Here is a 26673-nt window from a genome sequence, read left to right as displayed (position 1 = left end):
TATTAATGTGGTTTCTGAACTCCACGTTGGGATTTTGTAATATTACTATGTAAAGGTATTTAGTATAGATTGTTTTTTTAACCGTATAAATACCTGTTTTTTAATTAATTATGTTTTTTTTTTGATGTAAAAAGTGTTTTTACGAGTTTAATAAATCAAAATTATAATCAAAAAAAAGAGGTAAGGAATTGAAGTAATAAATAATACAATTATTTTAAAACTGGGAGATGTTTTTAAATGATTAGATTAATTATCTTTAAAATAATTTTTGAACAAAAAACACTTGCAGTTTATTTGATAAACTGCAAGTGTTTTTTTATATTAAATAGGGTTAGTTGTGAATTAGTAATTTTTCTGCTTCAAGTTTTTTTAGTGCTAATTCTAATTCTAGTCGTATCTCTTTATAATTAGAATCATAAGCTAAATTAGTAGTCTCCTCAGGGTCATTCTTTAAATCATACAGTTCATATTCTGTAGGATAAGCTCCTAAAGCGTCAAAATAATAATCAAATTTCCAGTCTTTTGTTCTAATACATCTCAGTCTGTTTGAGGCTTTCACAGCAGAAGGCATATTATTAGCTCCAGCTTTAGTATCGTCATACGTAAATAAAATAGCATCTTGAACAGAAACATCTTCTTTAAGTATAGGAGTTAAGTCTACACCTCGTAATCCAGAAGGAGGAGTAGCTCCAGTTAAGGAAGCTATAGTAGGCATTATATCAATCAGAGAAGCTAAATTCATGGTTGATTTATGTGGTTCATCTGCTGGGAATAATATAGGATTTGATATAATTATTGGAATTCTAATAGCTTCTTCATACGCTACAAATGCTTTTTGGCGTAATCCTCCATGCGAAAGTCCCATTTCACCATGGTCAGATAACCTAAATACAATAGCTTTGTCCGCTAAGCTTTCATTGTTAACGTCTTTTTTATAAAGAGTATCTAAGAAAAAACTAATTTCCTTATCTACCCATTTAAGCATGTTCCCATAGAAATTAATGTAATTTAGTTTTTTTTCATCCGTTTGAAGTGGTCCTAATAATGATGCAGAACCAATTAAAATTTGCTCTTGTGCCATTGGTTTTTTACTTACTAATAAATGTTCATTAACAGTCTTAGGTAAACCAATAGATCCTTTTAAGAAATTGTCATTATAACCATAATCAAACCCACCAGGATAGCATAACACATCATGAGGATTAACTAACGATAATACTAAACAATAAGGTTGATTATCTCCTTTAGAGCGACGTTTTTTAACTTGTTCTAGGAAAGCTATTCCTTGTTGGATATAATCTTTATCATGATTAGCAAATCCTCCACCAAAGTTTTCAGGTTTAGTATCTTCTCCTGCATCAGGTGCTTCCCATCCTTTGAAGCCATATAAGGCTACATCAGATGCGGTTAATCCATTTTCTCCTTCACCTTTGCTTAAGTGCCATTTTCCACGATATTGAACATCATAACCATCATCAATAAGCATTCTGGCCATATTGGGTAATGTATTGCTTAATTCTACTTCTGCGGAAGAATAATCTCCACCAAAAGTTAGAGTTTGTGTTACATTATGTTGTGCAGGATAAGTTCCAGTGAATAAAGTTGCACGACTAGGTGAACACATACAGCTATTACAAAATGCTCTATCAAAACTAAATCCATTTTGTTTTAAGAATGTAAGGCTATGTAAATTTTCTTTTTCCCAACCAATAGGAAAATTTTGAGTGGCTCTTTCTTGGTCAGTAATAATTAAGATAATGTCTGGTTTAGACAATTTTTCAAGTCTTTTTTCGAAATCCATTTTTGTAAGTTTTTATTGTTTGCTTTTTTTTTATTGTTTTTCTTTTAGAAAATATTTTAAGATATACTCAAAATTAAGAGTATTAAAAAGTTATTTATAGCGTATAAATACCTGATTTTTAAAGCTAAAATTGTATTTAGTTTAATTATGGGAAGAAAGCACAAATAAAAAGGAAGTATTATTAAGTATAAAAATTACTTCTATACTACCTTTGTATAAGTAAATAATCAACACTATAAAAGAAAGGTTTAAAAAATGAAAAATAGAATGTTAGCAACTTTTGGAGGTGGGTGTTTTTGGTGTATTGAAGCAGTAATTCAAAGATTAAAAGGGATTGAAAAAATCGTATCTGGTTACGCAGATGGACATATTAAAAATCCTGCTTATCGTGAAGTTTGTTCTGGAAACACAGGTCATGCAGAAGTTGTTCAAGTAACTTTTGATGCTGATGAAATCTCTTATGAAGATTTATTGACTATTTTTATGACAAGTCATGATCCTACAACTCTTAATGCCCAAGGAGCAGATAGAGGAACACAATACCGTTCTATTGTACTTTATCATAATGATGAACAAAAAGAAATAGCGAAAAAAGTGTTTAAAAATGTACAAGAAGTATATACTATGCCTATTGTAACAGAGCTTAAACCATTAGATGTTTTTTATGAAGCAGAAGATTATCATCAAAATTATTACAATGAAAATCAAGAAGCAGGTTATTGTAGAGCGGTTATTGATCCAAAAATAGCTAAACTAAGAAAAATGTATGCCGATAAATTAAAATAAAGAAAGGGAAATGTTATATCTACAAATGTAATACAATACGGAATTAAGCTAAGAAAAGCGCTAGAATTAAAGATGAAAAGATGGATTGATGAAAACGGTAATGAATAAGTCCTATTCAATTATCAAATTATGAAGAAAGGTTAAAGTAATATATTGTTTTTAGCATTGGTGTCTAGGTTGTCATAGTCATGAAGTATTATTACTTCAAAAAATGGTAAATGCATTAAAAGGGAAATGATAAAGCTATCTTTTTAGCGATTCAAACTGTTTTTAAAGGAAATCTACCAATACATGTGATAAAATTATTGAAATGCAAAAAAATAGGATTTAAAAATTTCTTTCAAAACACGATGAAGGTTCGGAAGAAACTCATAATATTTCTTCAGTTATATATGATTATAGAACAAGTGGAACACTTTGGTTTATTTTAATAAATCAAAAAGCAATGTTGTCTTTAATGATTTTCAGTTGAATGTTGAAAAGCAATTGAATTTTTGAAAACATTATAAATTATGCTTAAATTACCAATTATTAAGATTTATGGTGCTAATAGGTGTCATAAAACACAATATTATATTCACTATTTTAAAAGTCGAAATATAAATTTTCAGTTTTACGATGTAGAAGAAAATGAATTTTATGCTGACGAATTGAGAAATTTATATGAAAATAGAAAGTTAAACTTTCCTACAATTGTTATTGGCACAAAGAGATTAAGAAATCCAAAAGAAACTGAAATTGGAAAAGAATTGCAAAAGCTAACAGAGAAGTAACTCTTATATACAACAAAAATGAAACTCAATATAAAAAATAGATTTACTAATGAATTGCCTTCAGATATAGTTGAGGTTAACGAGCCTAGGCAAGTAGTAGAAGCCTGTTTTTCTTATGTGAAACCACAGAATCCTTCAAATCCAAAACTTATTCATTCTGCATTGGAAGTAGCTAATTTGGTAGGTTTATCAAAAGAAGATACCCATTCAGAAGCATTTTTAAATGTATTTTCGGGAAAAGAAGTTTTAAAAAATACAGAACCTTATGCAATGTGTTATGCTGGTCATCAATTTGGACATTGGGCAGGACAATTAGGAGATGGTAGAGCTATAAATTTATTTGAAGTAGAGCATAATAATCAATATTATATGCTTCAATTAAAAGGAGCGGGAAAAACACCTTATTCAAGACGTGGTGATGGTTTCGCAGTTTTACGCTCTTCTATTAGAGAACATTTATGTAGCGAAGCTATGTTTCATTTAGGTGTTCAAACAACACGTTCTTTAGCACTATTATTAAGTGGAGACGAAGTCCTAAGAGATGTTTTGTACAATGGAAATGCGGATTATGAAAAAGGAGCTATAGTTTGTAGAGTGGCACCATCATTTATTCGATTTGGAAATTTTGAAATCTTTGCAGCTCGTGAAGATTATAAAAACTTGAAAATAATAACAGATTTTACCATAAAATATTATTATCCTGAAATAAAAACAGAAGGTAAAGATAAATACATTTCTTTTTTTGAAGCAGTTGCTAATAATACATTAGAGATGATTGTAAATTGGCAGCGTGTTGGTTTTGTACATGGTGTAATGAATACAGATAATATGTCTATACATGGAGTAACTATAGATTATGGGCCTTATGGATGGTTAGAGGATTATAATCCAAATTGGACGCCTAATACAACGGATAACGAACATAAACGTTATCGTTTTGGTAACCAACCTAAAATTGCGCAATGGAATTTATTACAACTTGCCAATGCATTGTATCCATTAATTGATGAAGCTAAGCCATTAGAAGAAATCTTGAATGATTTTTCAAAGAAGTATGAGATGAAGTATTTGAAAATGATGCATGATAAGCTAGGAATTAAAAAGGAAGATGAAAACACAAGAAATATAGTGTATTTATTAACTGAAAACCTTCAGCTTACAGAGACTGACATGACTATTTTCTTTAGAAAATTAAGTGAAATTAACAAAGAAGATTCGGTTGAAACAGCATTTGAAAAAATTAAAAATGCTTTTTATATTATTGATGAGGTAAAAGACTTAACTTTAGATACTTGGTTTTATTGGTTAACCTTATATTTAAATCAATTGAATATAGAAAATCTTTCTAATATGGAACGAAAAATAGCAATGGATAAGGTTAATCCTAAATATGTTTTACGTAATTATATGGCTCAATTAGCTATTGACGATGCAAATAAAGGTGATTATAACTTGTTAAATGAGTTATACGAAATGCTTTTACATCCTTATGACGAACAACCAAAGTATGAAAAATGGTTTGCTAAAAGACCTGATTGGGCTCGACATAAAATTGGCTGTTCTGCCTTGTCATGTAGTTCTTAAAAAAAAATAATATGATAGAAAAAATAGGACTTGGAGGTAGTTGTCATTGGTGTACAGAAGCTATATTTCAATCATTAGTAGGAGTAAATAGAGTAGAGCAAGGTTGGATTGCATCCGTTAATGAAAATGAATCTTTTTCAGAAGCCGTAATTGTTGAATACGACTTAAATAAAATGAGTCTTAAAACTTTAATTGAAGTCCATTTAAACACACATAGCTGTACTTCAAATCATTCCATGCGAGAAAAATATCGTTCAGCAATTTATTATTTTTCAAAAGAGCAAGAAAATAAAGCAATAACAATACTTAATGATTTGCAAAAAGAATTTGATAACAAGATAATTACAAAAGTATTATCCTTTCGTTCTTTCGAAATGAACAAAGAAGAACAATTAAATTATTATTTAAAAAATCCTGAAAAGCCTTTTTGCAAGAATATTATAAATCCTAAGTTAAAGAAAATTATGCGACTTTTTTCAGATACTATTGAGTTTAAAAAAACGATTAACTCTTAAAAATTAAAATTATGCTAAATTGGAATAATATTATACATTTTACGAATAGAGGTAATCCTGACCCAGACAAAAAAGTAGTAAAATCGGATGCCGAATGGAAAGCTCAATTAACAGAAGAAGAATATAGAATAACTCGATTAAAAGGAACCGAAAGACCACATAGTTCAGAATTATGTTCTCTATTTGAGCCAGGAGTTTATGGTTGCATCTGTTGTGATACTTTGTTGTTTGATGCAAATGAGAAGTTTGAAAGCGGAACAGGCTGGCCTTCTTTTACACAACCTATAAAAGAAAATGCAGTAGGTTATGTTAAAGATATTTCATTTGGAATGATTCGAGTAGAAGCAGTTTGTAATACATGCGATGCACACTTAGGTCATGTTTTTCCAGATGGACCAGAACCAAGTGGTTTGCGATATTGTATGAATGCGATATCTATGAAAAAAATGAAATAGAATAATTCACAAAGCCTCGTTTCATATCCAAGCGAGGCTTTTTTATTGAAAGTACTTAACTTTTCTTTTTAATAAAAACTTTCCGAATAGAATTTGTAAACCGTTTATTAGTTGGGTATTGTCTGCGAGGAGTTATATTGTTGAAAATTAATGCAAGGGTAAACAAAATAAGTGTGCCAGATAGCACAGGAGATAAAACATAAAAATATCCTAACTCTTTAATTTTTTCAGTACCTATAATGGCGATTAAAGCTGTTGCGCCACCAGGTGGATGTAAGGTTTTGGTAACTTGCATTAAAACAATAGAGGAAGCAACGGCAAGAGGAGCTGACAACCAAATAATGTCAGGTATTATTTTATAAATTGTGACACCAATAATTGCCGATATTGTATGACCACCAATTAAATTCCTAGGTTGTGCTAAAGGGCTCTGAATTGCACCATAAATAAGAACACAAGAAGCACCAAAAGAGCCAATAAGGAAAATATTCTCAGTTTTTGATAGTAAATTACTTTGTAAAAATGCAATTAATCCAATACCAAAAAAGGCTCCAATAAAAGACCATAAATGTTCTTTGTAATCAACTAATGTTTCTTTATATATGACATATCTTGAAATACGTAATTTTCGTTTTATTTTCTTCTTTACCATTTTTTGTAAACTGAATTAAAGATCTTTTATTCGTTTTTTTCTATAATTAATGTACTTATTGTGTTTAGGTTCGCCAATCATTTGTTTTCCATAAATACTATTATGCCCAGAAACAAGATAAGCAACTACACAAGCTAAGGCAATATAAATGCCACATGAAGAACCAAACAATTCAATACCCATTAACATACAAGCCATAGGTGTATTTGTAGCACCTGCAAAAACAGCAACAAATCCCATTCCTGCTAAAAGACCAGTTGGTAGTGGAATAAAAAGAGATAAAGCACTTCCTAATGTAGCACCAATATAAAATAATGGGGTTACTTCACCACCTTTAAACCCAGCGGAAAGCGTTATAATTGTAAAAGCCATTTTTAAAGCAAAATCATAAGTTGGCATTTGTATTTCAAAAGATTCTACTATGGTAGGAATTCCTAAACCAATATATTTAGTAGTACCAATTAAAACAACAGCTATAGCAACAATTATACCTCCTATAAAAGGACGTAAAGGAGGAAATTTAATTTTAGATTTAAATATTGAGCTTGTAAAATGAATAATTTTACTAAATGAAGCAGCACAAAGACCAAATAAAATACCAGCTAAAACACTATATAAAATAGTTGTAAACGATACTTCAGGAATAGTAGGTATATGATAGTGAGTGTGTTTTGCTTGCCAAAGATCCGTTACTAAATCAGCTAAAATTGCAGAAGCAAAAGCAGGGAAAATAGCATTGTAACGAATTCGGCCTATTAAAAAAACTTCTAAACCAAAAAGTGCACCAGCTAATGGTGTTCCAAAAACAGAACCAAAACCAGCAGCAATAGCAGCAATAATTAAAATTTTTCTTTCACTTGTATTTAGTTTAAAAGGTTTACTAAATTGATCAGCAATAGCGCCAGCCATTTGAAGAGCAGTTCCCTCTCGTCCGGCCGAACCACCAAAAAAGTGAGTAACTATAGTTCCTAAATAAACAAAAGGAGCCATTTTAAAAGGAATAGTTTCTTTAGGCTTATGTATAGTATCAATAAGCATATTATTCCCAGCTTCTACATCTTTTCCAAAATAATGATATAATAAGCCTACAAGTAAGCCTCCTAAAGGAAGAAACATAATAAGCCATAAATGATTTTCCCTAAAATTTGTGGCCCAATTTAAAGATTCTAAAAATCCAGCCGAAGCAGAACCTATACATAATCCAATAATTAAACTAATAAATAGCCATTTTGTAAGATAAGAAATTACAGGAAATTGTTTTAGTAATAAGTTTATTTGAGTTGTAATGCTACTACTGAATGACGGCTTCTTTATTTTATTTTTTTGCATAGTAATCCTGATTAAATGCATTAAACATTATATTAATCAGGCGTCATCAGCTTTTAGAAAGCGGTTGGGTAAGGAAGAACACCATTTCCTTCTATTTCTTTTGCAAATGTAATAATAAAATATAAATATACAATCACTGTCTTAATAGCGATTATTAATATTATTGTTAGTTGTATGTAATAAAAAAGACAGATAATTAACAATTATCTGTCTTTATAAATACTCTATATTTTTTACTTTTTAAATAGGACAGCAATATCCTTGACCATTATATATTACAAGAGCATAAGGACCAAAACAACTATATACTCCTGTATCAGCATTTTGTAAAGCTCTGCTACAATGATCCACAGGAGAAGCTCCGTTTATTTTTTTTAATTCATTTTTTTTCAACTCTTTAACGCCTTCTAATTTTAAATTCTTTTTTAACATAATAAATTGTTTAATTGTTTGATTTTCCATTTTTTTAAAAACATTGGATTTCTGTCTAAATGTTTATTAATGGAATAAATTTAATGATTTTTAGAGTTTAAAAAAATAAAAATAGCTCGTTTTATATTGTTAAGTTGATTTAAATGAGCTTATTGAGTTTTTTAAAGTTGAAAGTTTCGCATTATAAATTGAGTTGAAAAGCCCATTTTTTGGTACATATTTCTTGCCATTTCAGAAGCTTGTAATGTAGCAAAAAGAGCTCCTGAATTTAGAGAATTATTTAAAACAGAATACATTATTTCTTGAGCATAACCTTTTCCTCTCATTTCAGGAATAATACCTAAGCTATGAATTCCAGCAATGTGATTTGTTAAATATAAGATGACAGTTCCAACCACTTCATTTTCATGAAGAACAATAGTATAATTAATTTTCGAATAACTTTTGTTAACTGTTTCTTCGCTTATTTTGTAGCCAAATGCTAACTCAAATGCTTCGCACCATATTTTTGAATCTTTCTCATTTTTAACATTCTTAAAAGTCAAATTCATTGATGTTTTAAATAGGCGAGTAAGATGTAAACTCATACCATATTGAATAGATTTGCTTTTAAAATTATGACTGATAGCGAATGAGTTTTCTTGTCCATTGACAATTTTATCAAAATAAGAAAAAGTAAGCTCAGTTTCATTTAGTGTTATAATTTCTGCAATTTTTAATAATTGATCATCTGTTAACTCATCTGTAGTCCAAATACGATTAGGCCATTTAGAATTTGGAATCAAGCAATAATGAATATTACCAGTTTCATTATAACTATTGAAAGGATTACACACAGTTTTCCAGAGTGAAATAAGATTGTTAATGTTTAATTGAATAATGTCCATAGTTATTTAGTGTTAATTAAAAAAATACCAATAATCATTGCTAAAATACCTAATACTCGTTTTGTTGTTATGGGTTCAATAGGAAGATTAAGCCAGCCAAATTTACCTGCAATTAAAGAAAAAGCCAATTGCCCACAAAGACCTAAAGCAATCATTTTTGAAATGCCTAATTTAGGAATAGTATAGAAGTATAAAGAAATACCAATTACACTAAAAAGACCTCCTACAAACCATAAATACCAAGGAACTTGTCCAAATGTATTAGGTTGAATATTCTCTTTTCCGAAAATTAAGATAAGAACACAGCCTAAAACAGCACTAGTTATAGATGTAGAAATAACGGCCAAAATAGGCTGTTTTAATAAAACACTTAATTGAGTATTAAATCCAGCTTGAATAGCTAAGAAAACACCACCGATAAACGCTAATAGATATACAATAATAAATTTCATAATGCAAAGTTGCAGAGATGAAATTTGTTTTGCATTTACATATGTTGATTCTATAACTTTTTTTTCAAATCTTTTCGAATTCGGCTTAATTGCGTAGGAGTAATTCCCAAATGAGAAGCTATATAATGCAAAGGAATTCTTTTTTCTATATCAACATGTTGATTAATATAGTTTATATACCTAACTTTAGCTTCTTTCATAACTATTTCAATTTCTCGTTGCTCTTTGTCTATTACCCAATTTTTTTCAAGATATGAAATATAGAAGTTTTTTAAATCTACATTTTCCTCAATAAGAGTTCTATATTTTTTATAATCAAAGCTTATGATAATACAATCTTCAACAACTTCTAAAGCAAAATTTGAAGGTTCATTTTTTAACGCAGAAACAGTTGAACCAACGAAATCACCTTCTAAAAATATATTTTTATGATAAGTACTTCCATCGTCATATAAAAAACTTGACACAACGATTCCTTTATACAAAATATGAACATCTTTTGAAATTTGTCCGACAGCTAGTAAATAATCATCTTTTTTTAAGTGTTTAACGGTAGCAATTGACAGCATAAGTAAAGTAGATTTTTCACTTATAGGATAATATGCTGTAAAAAAGTTTTTAATAAAATGTGAATAGGCTTCTATTTCTTGCATTTTAAAGGAGTAAATATTACGAAATAATCTAAATCAGATTATTTCTTTGTTAATTTCATTACAGTAAACTCTCTTTCAACAAAATCACCTATTTTACTCTCTACGTTTTCAGTTTTATTTATAATATCTAATACTATAAAATTTGTTTTTGAAATAAGCTCTTTTAAAGTGTCATTATTATAAAGCATAAATTTATCTTTTACAAAAGGAAGACTTTGCATAAACTTTTTTTGGGCAAAGGTTAAAGTGAAAATTCCATTTGATTTTAAGACTCTGAATATTTCATTTAAAAAAGAAATAGGATCGCTCCAAAAATAAATAGTATTTACAGTGAACAGTTTGTCGAAGGAATTATCTGGAAAAGGAATTGTGTTTCCATCATAAATTTGAAAGTTAACAGTATTATTCAATATAAAATCTTTATTAATCCTTTCAGCTTCGTTTTTCATGGTGTCCGATATTTCTAAACCAAAATATTGAATAGCGTTTCCTTTTTCTAATATTTTATTTAAATGACCACAATTTCCATGTCCAATTTCTAGTATAGAATCTTCATTTTTAAGTTCTAAATTTTCAATAGAGGATAAGGTCATTTTAATGTTAGTATAGTTCATGTTTTCGGCAACTTTTATCCCATTATCGCCAGTAGGACAACTTAATTGCCTTTCAAGTTCAATCAATTCTATTTTTTTAGGTTCCATTTTTAGAACTATAATATTTTTAAAATAAGTAAATAAATAATCTATACCAAATATAAAAAAAGGTTTTCTAAATTGATAAAAAAAACTTTTTAGTTGTTTAGACTAATATGAATTTATCTTAACTTTCAGTGGAAGAATTATTTAGCCTTTCACTCCAATTGTCTTCTTTGTCAAAGGCATACATATATTATAACTCCTAAATTGTCATTGCTAATTGAATTTATTGGAGTTACAATCCATTTATTTTATCATTTTTACTCATAATTAATTCAAATTTAGTATCATTTCCATAAAATACTTTGTCGCTCTTATCATTTGTAGCGATAAATAGCATGTTGTCATTAAAATTTAGTCCGCCACCAATTGGACTTTCCCAAGTTCCTGTACCACTTAAGTTTTTCAAATAAAAAACTGTGCAAAGGTCATTAATAGCTTTACACAGTTAATTATAAGATAGGCAATAAATTATTCCCTATTTATATTAATAGATTACAATAGTATAAAACCAAACATTTGGTGCAGGATTAGAACAATCATAGTCTAATTGCCATCCAGCTCCAGTTACCGCAGGAGCAACAGTTGTTACGCCTGTTGGCACAGCAGGTAAATTGTTATAACTACTACCTACATAAAACAGCATTCTATGGAATACTTGACTATTACCAAAAGACCATGCAATAGGACTTGTAAGTACCGTTCCAGAAGAAGGAGAATTTAATCTTTCCCATTTATCTATATATGGTATACTTGTAGGCGATTCAAATGGAAATCTAAAAACATTAGAAGCATTCTCCAAAGTAAAACTTCCTCCAGGAGGAATAGATATTAACCCAAAAGGTTTACTGTGAAATTCAGGATAAGTTGAAGTCCCTTTTGTAATGATACTAGCAATTTCTACAGTTTGTCCTGTAAAATTATATATTTCAAATGTTTTTTGAGCAAAGTTTTGTAAACCAACTAAAAGTGCTGCAATTAAGATTATTTTTTTCATAATGTTTAATGATTTTTTTGTTGGTTATACATTTCAGTTAGTTTTTTAGAGTATTCTTTCATGGTTAAGCGTACCAGTTCATCAGTAGACAATTCAGCTTTTCCAATAAATTCATCTTTACCAATTGCTACTAATAAATCTTTAGAAGCTTTTTCAGTTTCAAGAATTAGAGTAGGGTTTTGTTTGGTGTTTAATTTGTCTCCTTTTTTAAATTGCATCCATGTTTTCAATGCACTTTCAAAATTTAACATTTCATCTGTTTTTGAAAACGAAATAGTTTCCACGTTTTGTTCAACTGTTGTTTCCTCACTTCCACAAGAAATGAATAACATACCCGATAATAGTATGCTAGATAAAAACAATTTAGTTTTTTTCATAATAAGTAATAATTTAAAAGATTAGTGAATATCCCATTATAATAGTATAATCGCTCTATTCCCTTTCCTTACTTTAATCAAAGTTAGTAAGCGATTTTCCCAAAGCGTTGGTTTATTTGTTATTTGTTTGTTTTATATATTCAATACACTATAATCTGTTTTAAATATAAGAATTATAGATGATTAAGAATATTTTTCATTTTCAAAGTTAAGCTTTCTTTTTACAGTAATCAATACGTATAAATACGTATTTTTTCATTTTTTTGAGATAGTATAAATTTAAGTATTTTTAAAATTATAGAAAAAGTAAAAGAGGTTGAGATTTTACCTTCAACCTCTTTTAAAATTATGTAAGAGTAAGTAATGAACCTAAAAATTATGTTTTATTCATATTCATAGGAAACAACTGTTTTAAGCTTACCTTTATTTTGAGTATGAGTTTTAGGAAAGTTTAAATTATTATAAGTATAAGTGTTGCCATATTTTGTTTTGTGAGTAGCAGTAGATGAAAAATTCAAAAAGTTATGATACGAAATACTTTCTATAGGAAATTCGTTTTCGTGTGGTGCAATCAAAGGCACAATAGTTTGATAATTTTCTCCAAAAACATTCTTTACAAGTAATAACATCGCAGAATTTTTATCATCATAAGTGTAATTATCAATAGATTTATCACCAACTAATCCTTTATATCTAGATAGATTGTCTTTGTAATAATGCATTTCCTTTTTATTGATTATTTTTTGACTTAAATTGCGTTCAGATTCACGTATTATTTTTCCATTTTCTACAACGTAATCAATGTATTTAGTGAATTTAAGAGAACTATTACTGTTTTTAGTAATGGCAATAATTCGGCTTCCTTCATGTTTAAAAGTTACCGTTTTAGTAACATTCTCATCTCCTTCTTCATATTTACTTGTAAATTTTACTAAACGATCACTCTCATCATAAAAATAAGAAGCCACTTCTTTCCATGTACTGCCTTCTCTTTCTTTAACGGTTTTATCTAAAATACCTTTTTTATTATAAAAGAAAGATTGGATAAGATCAGATGTTTTAATACTAGTTAATTTTCCATCTTGAAAGGAGTATGTCTTTGTAATTTTATCTCCATTTAGAGTGTTGGTTTCTACACTTTTAATTTGTTTTAGCTTAACACTTTCATTTGTGGTTTGACTTTGGACTGATAATGACAAAGTAAGCCCAAAAAGAGCTAGTAATTGTTTTTTCATAGGTATTTTTTATTTGATTTGGGGTTGCGAAAATACAAATAAAAAAGAGGCTATTTTTTTGTTAAATCAAGAGAATGCCAGATAGAGTAGAGGTTTATAGTGTTTTTTAACTCTAAGTTTTTCATAATCAAACGGTAGCACGAAAGATATTTTTTGTAAATAAAAAATAGAGATTGTTGTATTTAAAAAAGTTTCATTTTTTTGAAATTACTTTTTATAGAATAACGGGATAGGTTAATCTATTTTTAATTTAAGAGTTCTGTTAATTCTTTTTTCATTTTGTAATTTATCAATTCGATTCCTTTCTTTATGACAATTTGTTCCGTAGCTACATTAAAACCTATTTTTTCAAAAAAAGGCTTTGCTGTTTTGCTTACATCAGCAGTTAATAAGATTTGATTTTGTTTTTTGGCTTCTTTTTCTATAGTTAGATAAAGAGTATGAGCAATACCTTGTCTTTGAAAATCTTTATGAATAAATAAAAGATCGATATAATTTCCATTATCTAAAGAACAAAACCCAACTATAACATCGTTGTTTTCTGCAATTAATAAGTACTGATTCGTTATAATGTTAACCCAACGATCTTTGTTTTCAACGCCTGAAATCCAAGCTTCTAATTGTTCTTTCGTATAATCTTTTTGGCATGTTGAATTTATTGTTTCAACAAATAAGAACTGTAAAATTTCTAAATCACTTAGTTGACCAAATCGAATTGTTATATCTAAAGGCATTTATTCCAAATTTTAAAGGATAGCTGATTTGTTTAATTATGCAAAAATAGAATATAAATTTTTTATTGATTTTTAGGTAAGAGAGGTTAACTTTTTCGTCTACTCAAAGGTAGCAACTCTAAGCTCAACATTTCCTTAATCATACTCCTTCAAAATCTTGAGTATCTCACTCCCTAAATACTTCTTTTTATCCTATAATATAACTGTCCGATTTTTAGGGAAGCTTACAGTTAAAGAAGCTGTTTTTTAAGTTAATTCCTAATCATTTGGCTTATGCTTATGTGGTTTTAACTTTGGATGCTTTGGTTGATTCTCTGGGTTAACTCGTCTTCTTTCATCTGGTGTGCCATCTGGTGTTTTTGGTTTTGGACCTGGCTTAATTGCTTTAATGTTTTCCATAATAAGGATTTTTGATTAATTAATAAATACTTTTTTAAGCTTCTTTAATTGCTATACTTTTAACAACAAATAACTTTAATTTGTTTTACATTTCCTTACGGTAAACCGTAGCCCTAAATATAAACTTTGATTTCCTGTTTGTCAATACGTATTTATACTGATTTTTAACCCTTTTTTGTACGTATTTATACGTACTTAAACCTTATTTTCTCTAAAAGTCATCTTTTTGAACATAAAAAAACCACTCCGTTAAAAGTGGTTTAATATTTTTATCTATAGAAGATTTTTATTTAATTGCAATCAGGATAAAAAACTTCTTTATGATAAGGTTTTTCTTCTTTATATTTTATTTCTTCTTCTTTATTTTGTATTTTGGAGTCAAAAGATTTAAAATTATTGTAATTATTTTTACAAAAAATAAACTCAACAAAATAATAATCTCTAAACCATTCTTTACAATCAAAACATATAATCTTTTTATTTAAGAGTTCTTGGACTTTCTTTTCAGACTTTTTTTTCTGACCAAAAAACTTATCTTTTGAATCTTTAAATAAAATATCAATACCTTCTATATTCCTTATTTCAAAATTAGTTTTAATATTGTAAGGATATTTATTCGTTCCAGGATCGTTAACTAAATTAAATGATAAAAATTGATAACTTTCATCTGATTTAACAAAACAAACAAGAAAATTTACTCCTTTATTCTTTAATTGTTTAATAGAGTCTTTAATTACCGAGTTGTTTTCTGTCAACTCTATGGCTTTTATTATGTTTTTATTAGAGTTTTTATTTTTACAAGAAAAAAACACAGATAACACTAAAAATATTAATACTATTTTGAAGAGGTAAATTCTTTTTTCCATTTTAATGTTTTCTTTATATAATTCATATCATAAACTGATTTCATTCTGTCTTTTCTATAATCTCTTATCAAATCACTACCATTAGGTTGAATAATTTTCCCATTTTCATTATATTGAGAAACTCCTTTTCTACCCCAAACAAAATTACCTTTTCTTGCATTTGCATTTTCCATATCATCCCTACTAGGAGTACTACTGCCTCCTCCATTTAATAAATCTGTATGAGTATGATTACCATAATCTAATGAATAATCACTACCAAAGGTGCTTGGCACAGCTTCACTAGTATTATAGTTATTATCTTTATAACTATAAACAACAATTTGCGCCCCATTTCCTTTATTTTCTCCAAAGAACCCCCAACTAATTTCTTTTTGCTCATAAAGAGATACTTTAGTCATTAAATCTCCAACTCTTGCATTTAAATCAACATCTTCATTTTTGTCTAATCCATCAATCAACAAACCATTTTCAGATATATTTATATTATCTTTTAATATTCTTTGATCAATATTATCAGCAATAACATCTCCATTTTCAGCTATTAATCTGTCTGTTTTATCTTCTGTCTTTTTTGCTAAAGTTATTTGACCATCTGTACCATATTTATAATCATGGTCTGCTTGCATCCCGTCAGGATCATCAAAATACATAGGATTGTTATAAGCGTAGTTATATGGTGTCCATCTTCTACTATTCTCCGCAAGTGGGTCAATGTTCATCCACCTACCTAGTGCAGGGTCATAATTTCTAGCTCCATAATCGTAAAGGTCAAGTCCTAATTCACTTTGCAATTCTTTTCCATTATATTTATATGCATAATTAGGTTGAGAATTATTTATATTATATCCTGAATGCTTCAGTCCAAAAGGATAATAATGATTTTCCTCTAATATTGAGCTTGTAAAATACTCTATACAATTTGAAGGGACTCTAGGCTTACAATAGTATTGTAATTCATCCCCTAAACTACCATTTTTATCTATATCTGAATAACTGACTCTTACGTTTCCTAAATGGTCGGTATAATTAAAAACATAGCTGTAATTGTTTGCTTCATGTTTTACATAGCCCTCAGCATGTGGGAAAAATTGCAATACATTGTTTTTGTATTGAAAACCTCCTGCTAGATAATTGGTTTGGGTTATGGTAGTTGCTTCATTCACTATTTTGCTTACTTTTTGTCCTGTTGCATTGTAAATATAGCTAATAGTATTGGTGCCTACAACTATTTTCATAAGTAAAAAACGCATCACTAACTTTAACACACAAGGTCTTAGTTTTTATTGTTTTCTTCGTTTTAAGGCTTTATATAATACAAAAAGGAACGCAATATTGCGTTCCTTTTCTATGCTTTTTTTCAATTAAACTTTGTTTCTCAATGGATTAATAACTATAAAAATAGGTGTCACTAACTTTGAAACATTACCCCTTTTTACAGAGTGGTTTTGCTTTATTTACTTTGTGGGCACAAGCAAGATGCTTGCGCCAGCGTGGGGGCTGCTAAAAAATTAGCCCATATATTAGATACTTCAGTAGGGTATCTTTTAGGAGAAAACGAACAAAGTGATTTATTCAAAGACCCTTTAATGTTAAAACGATTTCAGGATATTGCTACACTACCCGAAAAAGATAGAGATTGTTTACTTACCACCGTTGACCATTTTATAAAGTCAGCTAAAATAAATATGATGTAATAAAAAAACCAGTTCAAATAGAACTGGTTTTTTTATACTATTAACACTATCACTCTATATCTTCTATAGAAAATCCAGCTTCTAATATAGCAACCGTATCTGTGATTTCTTTGTCAAAATTTACTATAATTTTATTAGGATCGTTTTTAGAGTATTTAATACTATAGAATTTACCTTTGTTCTTGTGAAATCCTTTTTGTGTTTGACCATAAGAATTTACAAAGCGTTTTTCATTTACAAAATATTTAAAATAATACTTTTTTGTTTTAGGAAAATTCTTATAGTGCAAAAATTTAGCTATTGTGGTTTTGCTGTTCTCATTTATTTCTTTTTTATAATTGTAACCTTTAAATACTAAATATCCTAAAACTAATAGAAATCCCAGAATGATAAATTTATAAATATGCTTTTTCATAAAATTAATATTATTTATCTGCTAATCCTGGTGCAACATTTGAACCTGTTTCAATAGTAAATTTCAATACTTCTTTGTATACAGATTCTACAGTATTTCCTGTAGTAAAATTATCAATTTTATTACCTGAATAATTGCTCAGAAGTCCCCCACCAATTTGAAGTAGAGCATGATCAAAACTTTGTGGTGTAGTAGGAGTAAAATTACCATTCATTATATCACCAGCTTTTAAATTAAATGTTTCTCCAATTATAGTTGGGCCAACACCTGGAATAGCAGACGAACCTACTTCTATAACATTTATTTCTAATACATCCCCTCCATTAGCAATGCCTTGTGATAGTGCATTTGAAGCCATACCTGTTACAATTGTTTTTCCTGTTATAGTAGTATATCCTGTGAGTTCTGCTGCAATAAAAGACTGAGCTGTAGGTGCAGCAGCAACTAATACAGGTAATATTAAAGCTGTCCCTACTAAAGTTGCTGCGACTACTCCAACAACTGTAGCAGCTTGACCAGTGGCTCCATGTATATCTCCAATCATTTGATTATAAGCAGGCTTATAATGCTCATTGTAATAATAATCATCAAAAGATTGATAATTTGTACCATTATGTTTATTATACTGCTCAAGTGTAGGTCTTTTATTGTTATCAACACTACTCCAGTCGATCAAATTATAAGTAAAATTTGCAGGTCTTGTTGCTAAACTTTCTTTCTTTGATTTTCCTGTAACTACAACTTCCTTTAAAATAATCGTAGGATCAGTTTCTGGATCAGTACCTTCTAACATTCCTGAAGGATCATTCCATAAAATAGGATTATTAAATGCAAAACGATAAGGAGATAATGAAGGCATAATATCGGTCATCACATCTATTACATTAAATCTACCTATCGCTGGGTCGTATTGACGGAAGTCCATTGCAGTAACATTCAGTCCTAATTCACCTTGCCACTCTCTATGGTTATACTTATACTGGTAATTAGGTTGAGAATTATTCATATTATATCCAGTATGTTTCAGTCCAAAAGGATAATAATGATTTTCTTCTAGTATTGAGTCTGTAAAATAAGTATTGCAAATAGTATATGGATTACCATTTCTGTCATAATGAGTTTCACAACTTTCAACATTTAATTCACCCCCTAAACTACCATTTTTATCTATATCTGAATAACTGACTCTTACGTTTCCTAAATGGTCAGTATAATTAAAAACATAGCTGTAATTATTTGCTTCATGTTTTACATAGCCTTCAGCATGTGGGAAAAATTGCAATACATTGTTTTTGTATTGAAAACCTCCTGCTAAATAATTGGTTTGGGTTATGTTGGTTGCTTCATTCACTATTTTGCTTACTTTTTGTCCTGTTGCATTGTAAATATAGGTAATAGTATTGGTGCCTACAACTATTTTAACAGGCAAATTCAAATAGTTATAGACAATAGCCGTTATGTCTTTGTTTTTGTCTTTTGTTAAGTTTCCATTGTTATCATAAGTATAATCGTTGTCGGTATTAATACCATCTTTAAAACCTTGTGGGTTTGCTTCATAATCAATAACTTTTACTAATTGATTTCGCTTTTCCAAATCATAGAAATATTCTAAATTGTCTATGTGAAATGCATAATCAGGACTATCGGTAGCGCTGTACCTATTTAGAGTTATAATATTTCCATTTTTATCGTAGGTCAAAGCTTCTTTATAAGCATCAGGTGCTGTTGCTGCTCCTCCTGCTTTTGAATAGTTCGCGTCTAACAATCGATTTAGATTATCATAAGAATATTCATATTTTCTTAAAGTATTATCACTGTTTGTTTTCCAAAAAGTCTCTGAAATATTCCCATTGAATAACGCTTTTGAAGCATTTGTTGGATCATTATAACTAATTTTAAAAGCAAACAAATCCTTTTCAGTGGCAATATCGTTGACATCATTAATGCTTTTCAGCCAGCCTCTCACGTTGTAGGTATAATCTACTTTTTGTAGTCCTGTAGCACTTGGGCTTACATTGGTTCCACCTACTTTTTTACTAATCAATTGTCCTAGTTCATCATAGGTGTTTTGGGTGATAAGCTGTTCTGGCAGACTGTTTATTTGTTGTTTGTGTTGGGTTAAACGGTCTTGTGGGGAATAGCTAAAACGATTGGTAACCGTTAGTACTGTAGCGTTCGTATCGTATTTATGGGTGGTAATGGTATATTCGGTTTTTCCAGCCCAATCGAGTTTAGAATCTACTTGTGTAAATCCACCTAAATGGTTAGATGTATACGAACGCACAGGTCTATAACGATCATCGTACAAAGTATAGCTGGTTTCTGCTGCATTTGAGTTGGCATTGTCCATCACCCTTACCCATGAACCGGTTGGTAAGCCTTTTACATTGGTAGCAATAGTCTGACCTTCCACTTGCGTTGGTACAGGATTTGGAGCATTTGGATAAGAATAATTATCATAATAATTTTTGGTTAAGATAAGGTCATCTCCAGCGAAAACGAAAGGATTACTTCCAGTGTTTATACTATTTTGTTTTGCGGCTCTTTCAGATGCCGTAACAGTCATTTGTTTCCAACCCGTTTGGATTACTCTTCCAAAAACATCATATTCCGTTATCATCCAGCCTACGATTGTTCCACCATCAGGTATAAAAGCAGGTCCGGTAGCTACAGGTCTGTCTAGTTTGTCATAAACAATAAATTCCCATTGTTTACCCGGTAGTTTCTTTTCTACTAATCGGTTGCGATGGTCGTATTTGTATTGATACCCTAAATTATCCAAATTAGCCTGACTGGCAATGCCTTCTGCTAGTGGTGGAATCACATAGGTAAGGTTACCAAATTGATCGTAAATGTAATAGGTTTCGTGTGGATTGCCATTATTAAAAGTACGTTTTAATACCACTTGTCCTTCTTTGTCTTTGTATTCTTCAGTGGTATTGTCCCTTGGATGAGTTTGTGTCGATTTCCAGTTTTCATCTTTGGTAATGGTTTTGTATAGTTGATTTTCGGCATAATACCCTAAGTCTTGAGGACTAATGGTGTATAAGCCTAAGGCAGCATTCCATGTCGCATTGGCTTTGTATAATTTTACAGCTCCATTTCCTGTTCCTATATTCGTTCCGTATTCAAATTTTATTTCTTTACCTTGTCCCATTGCCCAAGGATCACCTGGAGCAGCTTGTTTGAATACTCGGTTTAGTGGGGAAGCTTCTAGTTCTTTTTCGCTGTATGGATTGCCTGTAATATCAAAAGCAGGATTACCTGTTTTTGAAGGATCGAGTATGCCATAAAAATTCATTACTGAAGCTTGGGCAGTCGGATCGTAATTTAAATTAGACGTCGTGTTCACATAAGGCAGATATTCTTTGGTTTGTCTGCCAAATTCATCATATTCTATATGGGTTACAATGTCCTTTCCTGAATTCGATTGTTGGTGGGCTACTTGTTGAATAGGTCTTCCCAATCCATCAAAATAACTCACTTGTACAGTGGCAACACTTACATCAGGATCTGGAATCGGAGTTGCAGTGGGTTGTTTGTACGTAATGGTTTTCACCCAGTTTTGATCGGTACTTTGTCCTAAAGCAAGAAAGGGGATTAGGGTTAATAGGTATATTATTTTTTTCATAACTATATAGTTGTCTTTTTTGCATTCCCCTCCTTTGGAGGAGTGTCCATCGAGCGGGATGATTTATTTTATTTTTTTAACCTCATTTTTCAACCATTTTTCTTTTCTGTTATCGTTCCAAGAAAGAAAAATATTGAGCATGTAAATAGCATTATTTAATTACACCCATATTGGTCAATTATAAAGTTTTCTAATTCTTATAATGATACTTGTTTTCGCTTACTACCTTATCATCTTTGTCCGTTACAAATTCCAATCGGTTAAAAGGATCATAATGATATCGTACAAAATTCCCTTTAGAATCGGTCATAGTGCTTACACCTATAAGTGGTTTGTGTGTATAGGTGGTTATCATCGCATTGGGTAAAACTGTTCTCAAATTATTTAAAGCCGTTATTAAACTTGCCTCATCTGTTCCATTAGAAAGAGTTTGCAAATTAACTTCATATGGTTGCACTTGGGCATAGGTGGCATTTTCTATTTTAGCAATAGGCAACGTTTTGTTATAGCCCCAAATATAGGTGATGGGTTGTCCGCCTTCTTGCTGCACTTCTAGTGGATTACCTGTGGTGTTGTCTAGTGCATTGTATTTTATTCTGTCTTCCGCTGTTGCAGCTCCTTTGGCTGTTTTTATAATTTCAGGCGCTATTATACCATTGCCCCAGTCTCTATATTGGGTTTCTTGAGAAGAAAGGGCAACTCCATTTCTTTTTATTTCTGTTTTTAATGGAATAGCAATCATGTTTTTATCAATTAATGCTTGATTACTTTGTTCATGGGCATAAGAATATTTGGTTTCTAACGTTTCTTCTGGTGAACTGGTTATTATAGTTTGTGTTGTTTGTTGAAGATGATTAGGGCTATTATGTGAATTAATAATCGTATTTTCAACTTGGCCAACTAGATTGTTTGAAGTGTCATAAAAATAGTCTGTTGATGTTTTATTTTTTAAATAAAATCGGTAAGATATATTCTTGTATTCAACAATGTCAGCATTGTCCAATCTGTCGTAATAAGGGATTAAATCTCCTACATTTCTGCCATAACAAGGGTGATTTATATAAGAAGTAACATTGTTCGCTCCAGGCACAATGCAATGCCAACTCCCTACATATCTTATGTGATTATGATTTGTTGTACAGGTTTTTATAGGATATCTTGTTGTAACATCAGTCGAATTACACGTGTATACAGCTGGGCCTTCTAGGATTTCATCATATTTTTTTCGAGTAGCAAAGTTGATTAATTCAACAGTCTTAGTCTCGTCAAGAAAATAGTTGTTGGATTGTTTTTTTAATAGATAAAAATTACTTCCTTTTTTGGTATAACTTTTCGATTCAATTTCAAAGCCGTTATTCCATCCAAAATTAGTAAATGGAGCTCCAGAAATATCATCACTATTGTATATCGTTTTCCCAAAATAGTCTTTATTAATCATAAATTGTTTTTCTTCTGCTCCGTTTTCAAAATTATTGCCTCCATAACTGATGGTTACATAAGAATAATAGATGTTATTTCCATTAACATACATATTATTTAAAGAACTAGAAGAAACTACTAAATCAGAAAATTCTCGAAAGCCAATTGGTGCAGGTGATCCATCATTCATAACGGCCTCTCTCCATCTCATTATACTGGCATAAAATGGCTGTAGCCCAATTATACCAGAAGAAGTATTAAGCTCATTTAATTTAGAATAGTAATATCGTTTTGTATCAATTATCATATTATCATGATTATAGTCAATAATACTTTTTACTCTATTACCAGCCGCTATAACATTTATATTTTGATTAATTATTGTGTAGTCATCTTTATAATACTCAATAGAAGTATATCCTCTAGTACAATTAAAATTATTTTTTAATGAAACTGTATATGTCTTGTTTTCTTTGGCATAAAAATAACAATCTCCAAAATTTAAGTCAGTTGAATAGCCCACATCTATCATATCTCCCCATTGGTCATACTTAAATAATCGCACCTCTTCATTGTCTTCTACGCAAAATATACTAGTAAGTGTTTTATGTTTATTATTCCCCACATTAAGATCAGGATCACAATTATAAAACTCAGAGCTACCTGTTAATTTAACCCTATGGTCAAAATAAGTAAATATGTTTTGAGAAACAGTTTTATTTCTTTCATTACTATTTGAGTTAATATTTATTAACTGATTAAATAAATTTGTAGGAAGGACCTTTGTATTCTTTTTTAAATAATCATTAGATTCATATTCAATAGAAGAATAACCTTTTGTAGGATAAAAGATTTTTGATAATAAGCCTATTTTAGAATAAATAGGATTTATTTGTTGATTAGCATGATTATAATTAGTGTTTTCTAAACCATGAGAATTAACTTTTGGAATTAAATTCACGTTAGAAGTTATCCCATTAAAATAGCCCCATTCATCTCTTGCAAACGATAATCTTGCTGGAAAAGCATTAGGCTGTATATATTCAAAACTATATTTTTTGTTAGGATCATTTGAGATGATTTCTTGAAGAAAAAGACGTTCAGTATTTGTTGAAAGATAATTAAGGGATACTTTATTAATAACTTCGTTGTTTTTGTTTTCTTTACGTATCTCCTTAAGTACTGTATTAGGATCTTCAACGTTATATAATTCATTATTATAAGTAAAAAACAATTTCCCATACATTGGATTATTACTCTCAATACTTTCAATTCTTTTACCAATAACTCTAATATGATGAGAGTAAATAGGAGAATATGTTATCCCTTTTACATGAGGTTTTCCAACTGAATATTGAAAACTGGGATAGGATTTTGACAGCTGCTGACTTTGTGAGGCAACATAATAAGAAACATCATTAGAATAGTTAAGGTATATTTCAAGCCCATCAATTGTCTTTATTTTACTTAAATACCAAGCAGTATAATTTGTATTTGGCACTGAATGACCTCCTCCCGAAGTTCTTAACATAGTTTGTTCTTTTTCTTCGAAAAAATAAATTACGCCAAATGGGTCTGTTATTTTGAAGTTGTAAATATTGGGGGTTTCTTGACTTACTTGAACTTCAATTTTAAGATCCGATTGAGGTAAATGAACAATTGATCCATCAGTGTTGAAAACAAACTGTCCTGAATTTCCATTAAAACTATAGCTGAATAAATCTCTTTCAGAATCCATATATTCGTTTTCGCTTATAACATCCAGCGATTGCATGAAGAGTGGGTCTTGATAATTATTATTAGATATTATTGGAATAGAGAAATTTTCATTCTCATCTGGCTGATCTCTTATAACTCTATTTATAACACCACCACCAATTAAGTTCCAACCTAATCCTACTTTTGAATTAACATCATCAATCTTTATTCCATTAGAACTGTAAGATAGACTAAAGGGGATAGTAATACTTTTTGTTTTAAATTCTAGTAAGGGTATTTGTACATTGGGAGATCCTGTAAATAATCCTACTGGAATATTTCCGTAGTTTCCCAATGCATAAGCTTCAGGAGATGGAGGAATTATATTTGGCAGATAATCTTGTGGGTTAGGATCGTTTTGCCCAAACCCTAAAGCACTTATCAATACAATAGTTAGCAGTTTTGTTATTCTCATGGTGTATCGTTTTGTTTTCAATTCTTTATTTTTTAATCACCTTCACACTGCCGTGTTGGGTATTGGTTCTAATTTCTATAAGGTAAATCCCTTGTGGTAAAGTGCTAAGCTCCATAGGAATGGTTTTGTCTCCTGTAATTTCCATACTTTGCAAGCTTCTTCCATTTAAATCATACAGGGTAGCAGTTCCTTTTTTATATTCGAAGTTGACAATCACATTGGTAAAATGTATAGCCGGATTTGGCATGGCTTCTACCGTGATTCGTGCTTTTTCCTCTCGCTCTTTATCGCGTAGTTTTACCACCCAAAAATCATAGCCGCCTTTTACCGAATTTTTATCTCTAGAAACACTACCTTTTGATGTACCCGCTAACAAATAACCACCATCTCGGGTTTCAAGTAGTTTTTTCATCACTTCTTCACCCTTGCTTCCTACGGTTTGCGTCCAGATTTCTTCCCCTTTTGCATTGATTTTTAATGCAATATAATCGTTAATACCTTCTTTGTCCGATTGCAGGCTTTTCACTTTTGACTTTTGACTTTTCACTTGTGCTTCACTCTGTGCATAACCCCCTATTAAGTAGCTTCCATCCGGATTTTCTACAATAGAAGTTAAAATATCAATCTTCCCATAATTGTAGGTTTCTTGCCAATCGATATTCCCTGTTTTGTCTAGTTTTAACACCCAAAAATCAGTGCCTTCTTTGTTGGTTTTTGATTTGGAATTAGTAGCACCAGAATTAGAATTACCACCCACAATATAACCACCATCTGTAGTCTGAGATAGCGCAAATAAATGATCATCTTGATCGCCACCCAGAGTGCGTTGCCATTCTATTGTCCCTTCTTCATCTAGTTTTACAATCCAGTAATCACCTAGTCCAAAGTTGCTCTCGGTTTTATCCCCTGAAATAGGAGAATTAGAATAACCACCCAAAATATAACCACCATCTGTAGTTTGTGAAATACTTTTTAGTTCGTCTACATATTTACCCCCTAAGGTTTTTTGCCAAAGCACTTTTCCATCTTTGTCTAATTTCACTACCCAATAATCCAGATTCCCTCTACTATCTTCACTTTTACCATACACATCATCAACTCCCTTTTCATCTTTACCCGATTTATCTGAACTCGATGTACCTCCTAAGATATAACCACCATCTTTTGTAGGTGCAATACTCAAAAGACGCTCCATACCATTACCACCTATGGTTTTTTGCCACATTTCTTGTCCTTTAGCATTGAGTTTTATAACCCAAAAATCTTCTTGTCCTTTGCACACTTCCTTCTTATCGAGTCCTTTATCAGAAGCAGAAGTACCCCCTAAAATAAAGCCACCATCATGAGTAATAGCAATACTCTGCAATAAATCCACTTTATTACCTCCAAAACTTTTTTGCCAATCTAGATTCCCATGCTCATCCATTTTCCAAAGCCAATAATCCAAATCGCCCTTGTTTTTATCCTCTTTGTTCCCGTTTTTTCCCGAAATAGAACTTCCTGCTAAAATAAAGCCATAATCTGGCGTTGCAATAGCATCATACAGATATTCAGCATGTTTTCCTCCGTAAGATTTTTCCCAAAGAATGTCTTGGGCAAACACTAAGGGTGAGGCAATAGTCATTGCCAGCACACCTAATTTTAATTTTATATGCATAAGTGAATGGTTAATTAGCAAATTGTAAAAGTCAAAGCTAGTTTTTAAAAAGACACCGG

The 26673-nt window shown here is 30.3% G+C and carries 26 protein-coding genes and 1 riboswitch; of the genes, 6 read left to right on the top strand and 20 right to left on the bottom strand.

The features are described 5' to 3' along the window. Positions 1-331 precede the first annotated feature (331 nt). Positions 332-1801: a sulfatase-like hydrolase/transferase gene (locus tag LXD69_RS01665; RefSeq protein WP_246916966.1), complete on the bottom strand. Its 1470-nt coding sequence runs from the start codon at positions 1799-1801 to the stop codon at positions 332-334. A gap of 255 nt (positions 1802-2056) precedes the next feature. Here LXD69_RS01665 and msrA point away from each other — a divergent pair, with 255 nt between their 5' ends. From msrA to msrB, 5 genes are all read left to right on the top strand, one after another. Then, positions 2057-2587 (top strand): peptide-methionine (S)-S-oxide reductase MsrA, encoded by a 531-nt coding sequence (msrA, locus tag LXD69_RS01660; protein WP_246916963.1) that lies wholly within the window; start codon positions 2057-2059, stop codon positions 2585-2587. 512 nt (positions 2588-3099) lie between these two features. Further along, positions 3100-3360 carry a glutaredoxin family protein gene (locus LXD69_RS01655; protein ID WP_045968699.1) on the top strand — a complete coding sequence of 87 codons (261 nt, stop codon included), beginning with the start codon at positions 3100-3102 and terminating at the stop codon, positions 3358-3360. Positions 3361-3378: 18 nt separating this feature from the next. Then, positions 3379-4944 carry a protein adenylyltransferase SelO gene (locus LXD69_RS01650; RefSeq protein ID WP_246916961.1) on the top strand — a complete coding sequence of 522 codons (1566 nt, stop codon included), beginning with the start codon at positions 3379-3381 and terminating at the stop codon, positions 4942-4944. Between the two features lie 11 nt (positions 4945-4955). Next, a complete protein-coding gene (locus LXD69_RS01645) occupies positions 4956-5459 on the top strand; it encodes a peptide-methionine (S)-S-oxide reductase (protein ID WP_246916958.1) in 504 nt (167 codons plus the stop codon). 11 nt (positions 5460-5470) lie between these two features. Continuing rightward, on the top strand, positions 5471-5914 hold the full coding sequence (msrB, locus tag LXD69_RS01640) for a peptide-methionine (R)-S-oxide reductase MsrB (protein ID WP_246916956.1): 444 nt from the start codon (positions 5471-5473) through the stop codon (positions 5912-5914). 55 nt (positions 5915-5969) lie between these two features. Here msrB and LXD69_RS01635 read toward each other — a convergent pair whose 3' ends face one another. The 15 genes from LXD69_RS01635 to LXD69_RS18040 form a co-directional block, all read right to left on the bottom strand. After that, positions 5970-6566: an HPP family protein gene (locus LXD69_RS01635; RefSeq protein ID WP_045968692.1), complete on the bottom strand. Its 597-nt coding sequence runs from the start codon at positions 6564-6566 to the stop codon at positions 5970-5972. 15 nt (positions 6567-6581) lie between these two features. Next, a complete protein-coding gene (locus tag LXD69_RS01630) occupies positions 6582-7895 on the bottom strand; it encodes a voltage-gated chloride channel family protein (RefSeq protein WP_246916954.1) in 1314 nt (437 codons plus the stop codon). Between the two features lie 30 nt (positions 7896-7925). After that, positions 7926-7993: riboswitch (Fluoride riboswitch) on the bottom strand. Between the two features lie 142 nt (positions 7994-8135). Then, the gene (locus LXD69_RS01625; protein ID WP_045968690.1) at positions 8136-8357 is read right to left on the bottom strand and encodes a hypothetical protein; all 222 of its coding nucleotides are present in this window, start codon (positions 8355-8357) and stop codon (positions 8136-8138) included. Between the two features lie 131 nt (positions 8358-8488). After that, complete coding sequence (locus LXD69_RS01620) at positions 8489-9214, bottom strand: GNAT family N-acetyltransferase (protein WP_045968688.1); 726 nt, start codon at positions 9212-9214, stop codon at positions 8489-8491. A gap of 2 nt (positions 9215-9216) precedes the next feature. Continuing rightward, positions 9217-9666, bottom strand: coding sequence for a DMT family transporter (locus LXD69_RS01615; RefSeq protein WP_246916951.1), 450 nt, complete (start codon positions 9664-9666; stop codon positions 9217-9219). Positions 9667-9716: 50 nt separating this feature from the next. After that, positions 9717-10319, bottom strand: a complete 603-nt coding sequence (locus tag LXD69_RS01610; protein WP_045968684.1) for a Crp/Fnr family transcriptional regulator — start codon at positions 10317-10319, stop codon at positions 9717-9719. A gap of 38 nt (positions 10320-10357) precedes the next feature. Beyond that, positions 10358-11020 carry a class I SAM-dependent methyltransferase gene (locus LXD69_RS01605; protein WP_246916948.1) on the bottom strand — a complete coding sequence of 221 codons (663 nt, stop codon included), beginning with the start codon at positions 11018-11020 and terminating at the stop codon, positions 10358-10360. Positions 11021-11249: 229 nt separating this feature from the next. Continuing rightward, the gene (locus tag LXD69_RS01600; protein ID WP_246916945.1) at positions 11250-11423 is read right to left on the bottom strand and encodes a hypothetical protein; all 174 of its coding nucleotides are present in this window, start codon (positions 11421-11423) and stop codon (positions 11250-11252) included. Positions 11424-11501: 78 nt separating this feature from the next. Continuing rightward, the gene (locus tag LXD69_RS01595) at positions 11502-12011 is read right to left on the bottom strand and encodes a hypothetical protein (RefSeq protein ID WP_045968679.1); all 510 of its coding nucleotides are present in this window, start codon (positions 12009-12011) and stop codon (positions 11502-11504) included. 5 nt (positions 12012-12016) lie between these two features. Continuing rightward, positions 12017-12388 carry a hypothetical protein gene (locus LXD69_RS01590; RefSeq protein ID WP_246916942.1) on the bottom strand — a complete coding sequence of 124 codons (372 nt, stop codon included), beginning with the start codon at positions 12386-12388 and terminating at the stop codon, positions 12017-12019. Between the two features lie 383 nt (positions 12389-12771). Then, positions 12772-13623 (bottom strand): hypothetical protein, encoded by an 852-nt coding sequence (locus LXD69_RS01585; protein WP_246916939.1) that lies wholly within the window; start codon positions 13621-13623, stop codon positions 12772-12774. Between the two features lie 245 nt (positions 13624-13868). After that, entirely contained in the window at positions 13869-14357 is a 489-nt protein-coding gene (locus LXD69_RS01580; RefSeq protein ID WP_200894145.1) for a GNAT family N-acetyltransferase, read from the bottom strand. A 258-nt stretch (positions 14358-14615) separates the two neighbouring features. Next, positions 14616-14756 carry a hypothetical protein gene (locus LXD69_RS01575; RefSeq protein WP_246916936.1) on the bottom strand — a complete coding sequence of 47 codons (141 nt, stop codon included), beginning with the start codon at positions 14754-14756 and terminating at the stop codon, positions 14616-14618. Positions 14757-15046: 290 nt separating this feature from the next. Further along, positions 15047-15622 carry a hypothetical protein gene (locus LXD69_RS01570; RefSeq protein WP_246916934.1) on the bottom strand — a complete coding sequence of 192 codons (576 nt, stop codon included), beginning with the start codon at positions 15620-15622 and terminating at the stop codon, positions 15047-15049. Beyond that, entirely contained in the window at positions 15592-16860 is a 1269-nt protein-coding gene (locus LXD69_RS18040) for an RHS repeat domain-containing protein (RefSeq protein WP_317236309.1), read from the bottom strand. Before LXD69_RS18040 ends, LXD69_RS01570 begins: the two co-directional genes overlap by 31 nt. Before the next feature lie 255 nt (positions 16861-17115). Here LXD69_RS18040 and LXD69_RS01560 point away from each other — a divergent pair, with 255 nt between their 5' ends. Next, complete coding sequence (locus LXD69_RS01560) at positions 17116-17319, top strand: hypothetical protein (RefSeq protein ID WP_246916931.1); 204 nt, start codon at positions 17116-17118, stop codon at positions 17317-17319. 49 nt (positions 17320-17368) lie between these two features. On the opposite strand, the gene LXD69_RS01555 is transcribed toward LXD69_RS01560, so the two are convergent. The 4 genes from LXD69_RS01555 to LXD69_RS01540 all read right to left on the bottom strand — a co-directional run bounded on the left by LXD69_RS01555 (position 17369) and on the right by LXD69_RS01540 (position 26614). Further along, on the bottom strand, positions 17369-17734 hold the full coding sequence (locus LXD69_RS01555) for a hypothetical protein (protein WP_246916929.1): 366 nt from the start codon (positions 17732-17734) through the stop codon (positions 17369-17371). A gap of 10 nt (positions 17735-17744) precedes the next feature. Continuing rightward, positions 17745-21365 (bottom strand): DUF6443 domain-containing protein, encoded by a 3621-nt coding sequence (locus tag LXD69_RS01550; RefSeq protein ID WP_246916926.1) that lies wholly within the window; start codon positions 21363-21365, stop codon positions 17745-17747. Between the two features lie 190 nt (positions 21366-21555). Next, positions 21556-24957, bottom strand: coding sequence for a hypothetical protein (locus LXD69_RS01545; RefSeq protein ID WP_246916923.1), 3402 nt, complete (start codon positions 24955-24957; stop codon positions 21556-21558). Between the two features lie 25 nt (positions 24958-24982). Next, positions 24983-26614 carry a T9SS type A sorting domain-containing protein gene (locus LXD69_RS01540; protein ID WP_246916920.1) on the bottom strand — a complete coding sequence of 544 codons (1632 nt, stop codon included), beginning with the start codon at positions 26612-26614 and terminating at the stop codon, positions 24983-24985. Positions 26615-26673: the final 59 nt, after the last annotated feature.

This window comes from Flavobacterium sediminilitoris, from assembly GCF_023008245.1.
Classification (GTDB): domain Bacteria; phylum Bacteroidota; class Bacteroidia; order Flavobacteriales; family Flavobacteriaceae; genus Flavobacterium; species Flavobacterium sediminilitoris.
The sequence above is the reverse complement of the archived record's forward strand: the minus strand, read 5'-3'. Positions and strand labels throughout refer to the sequence as shown.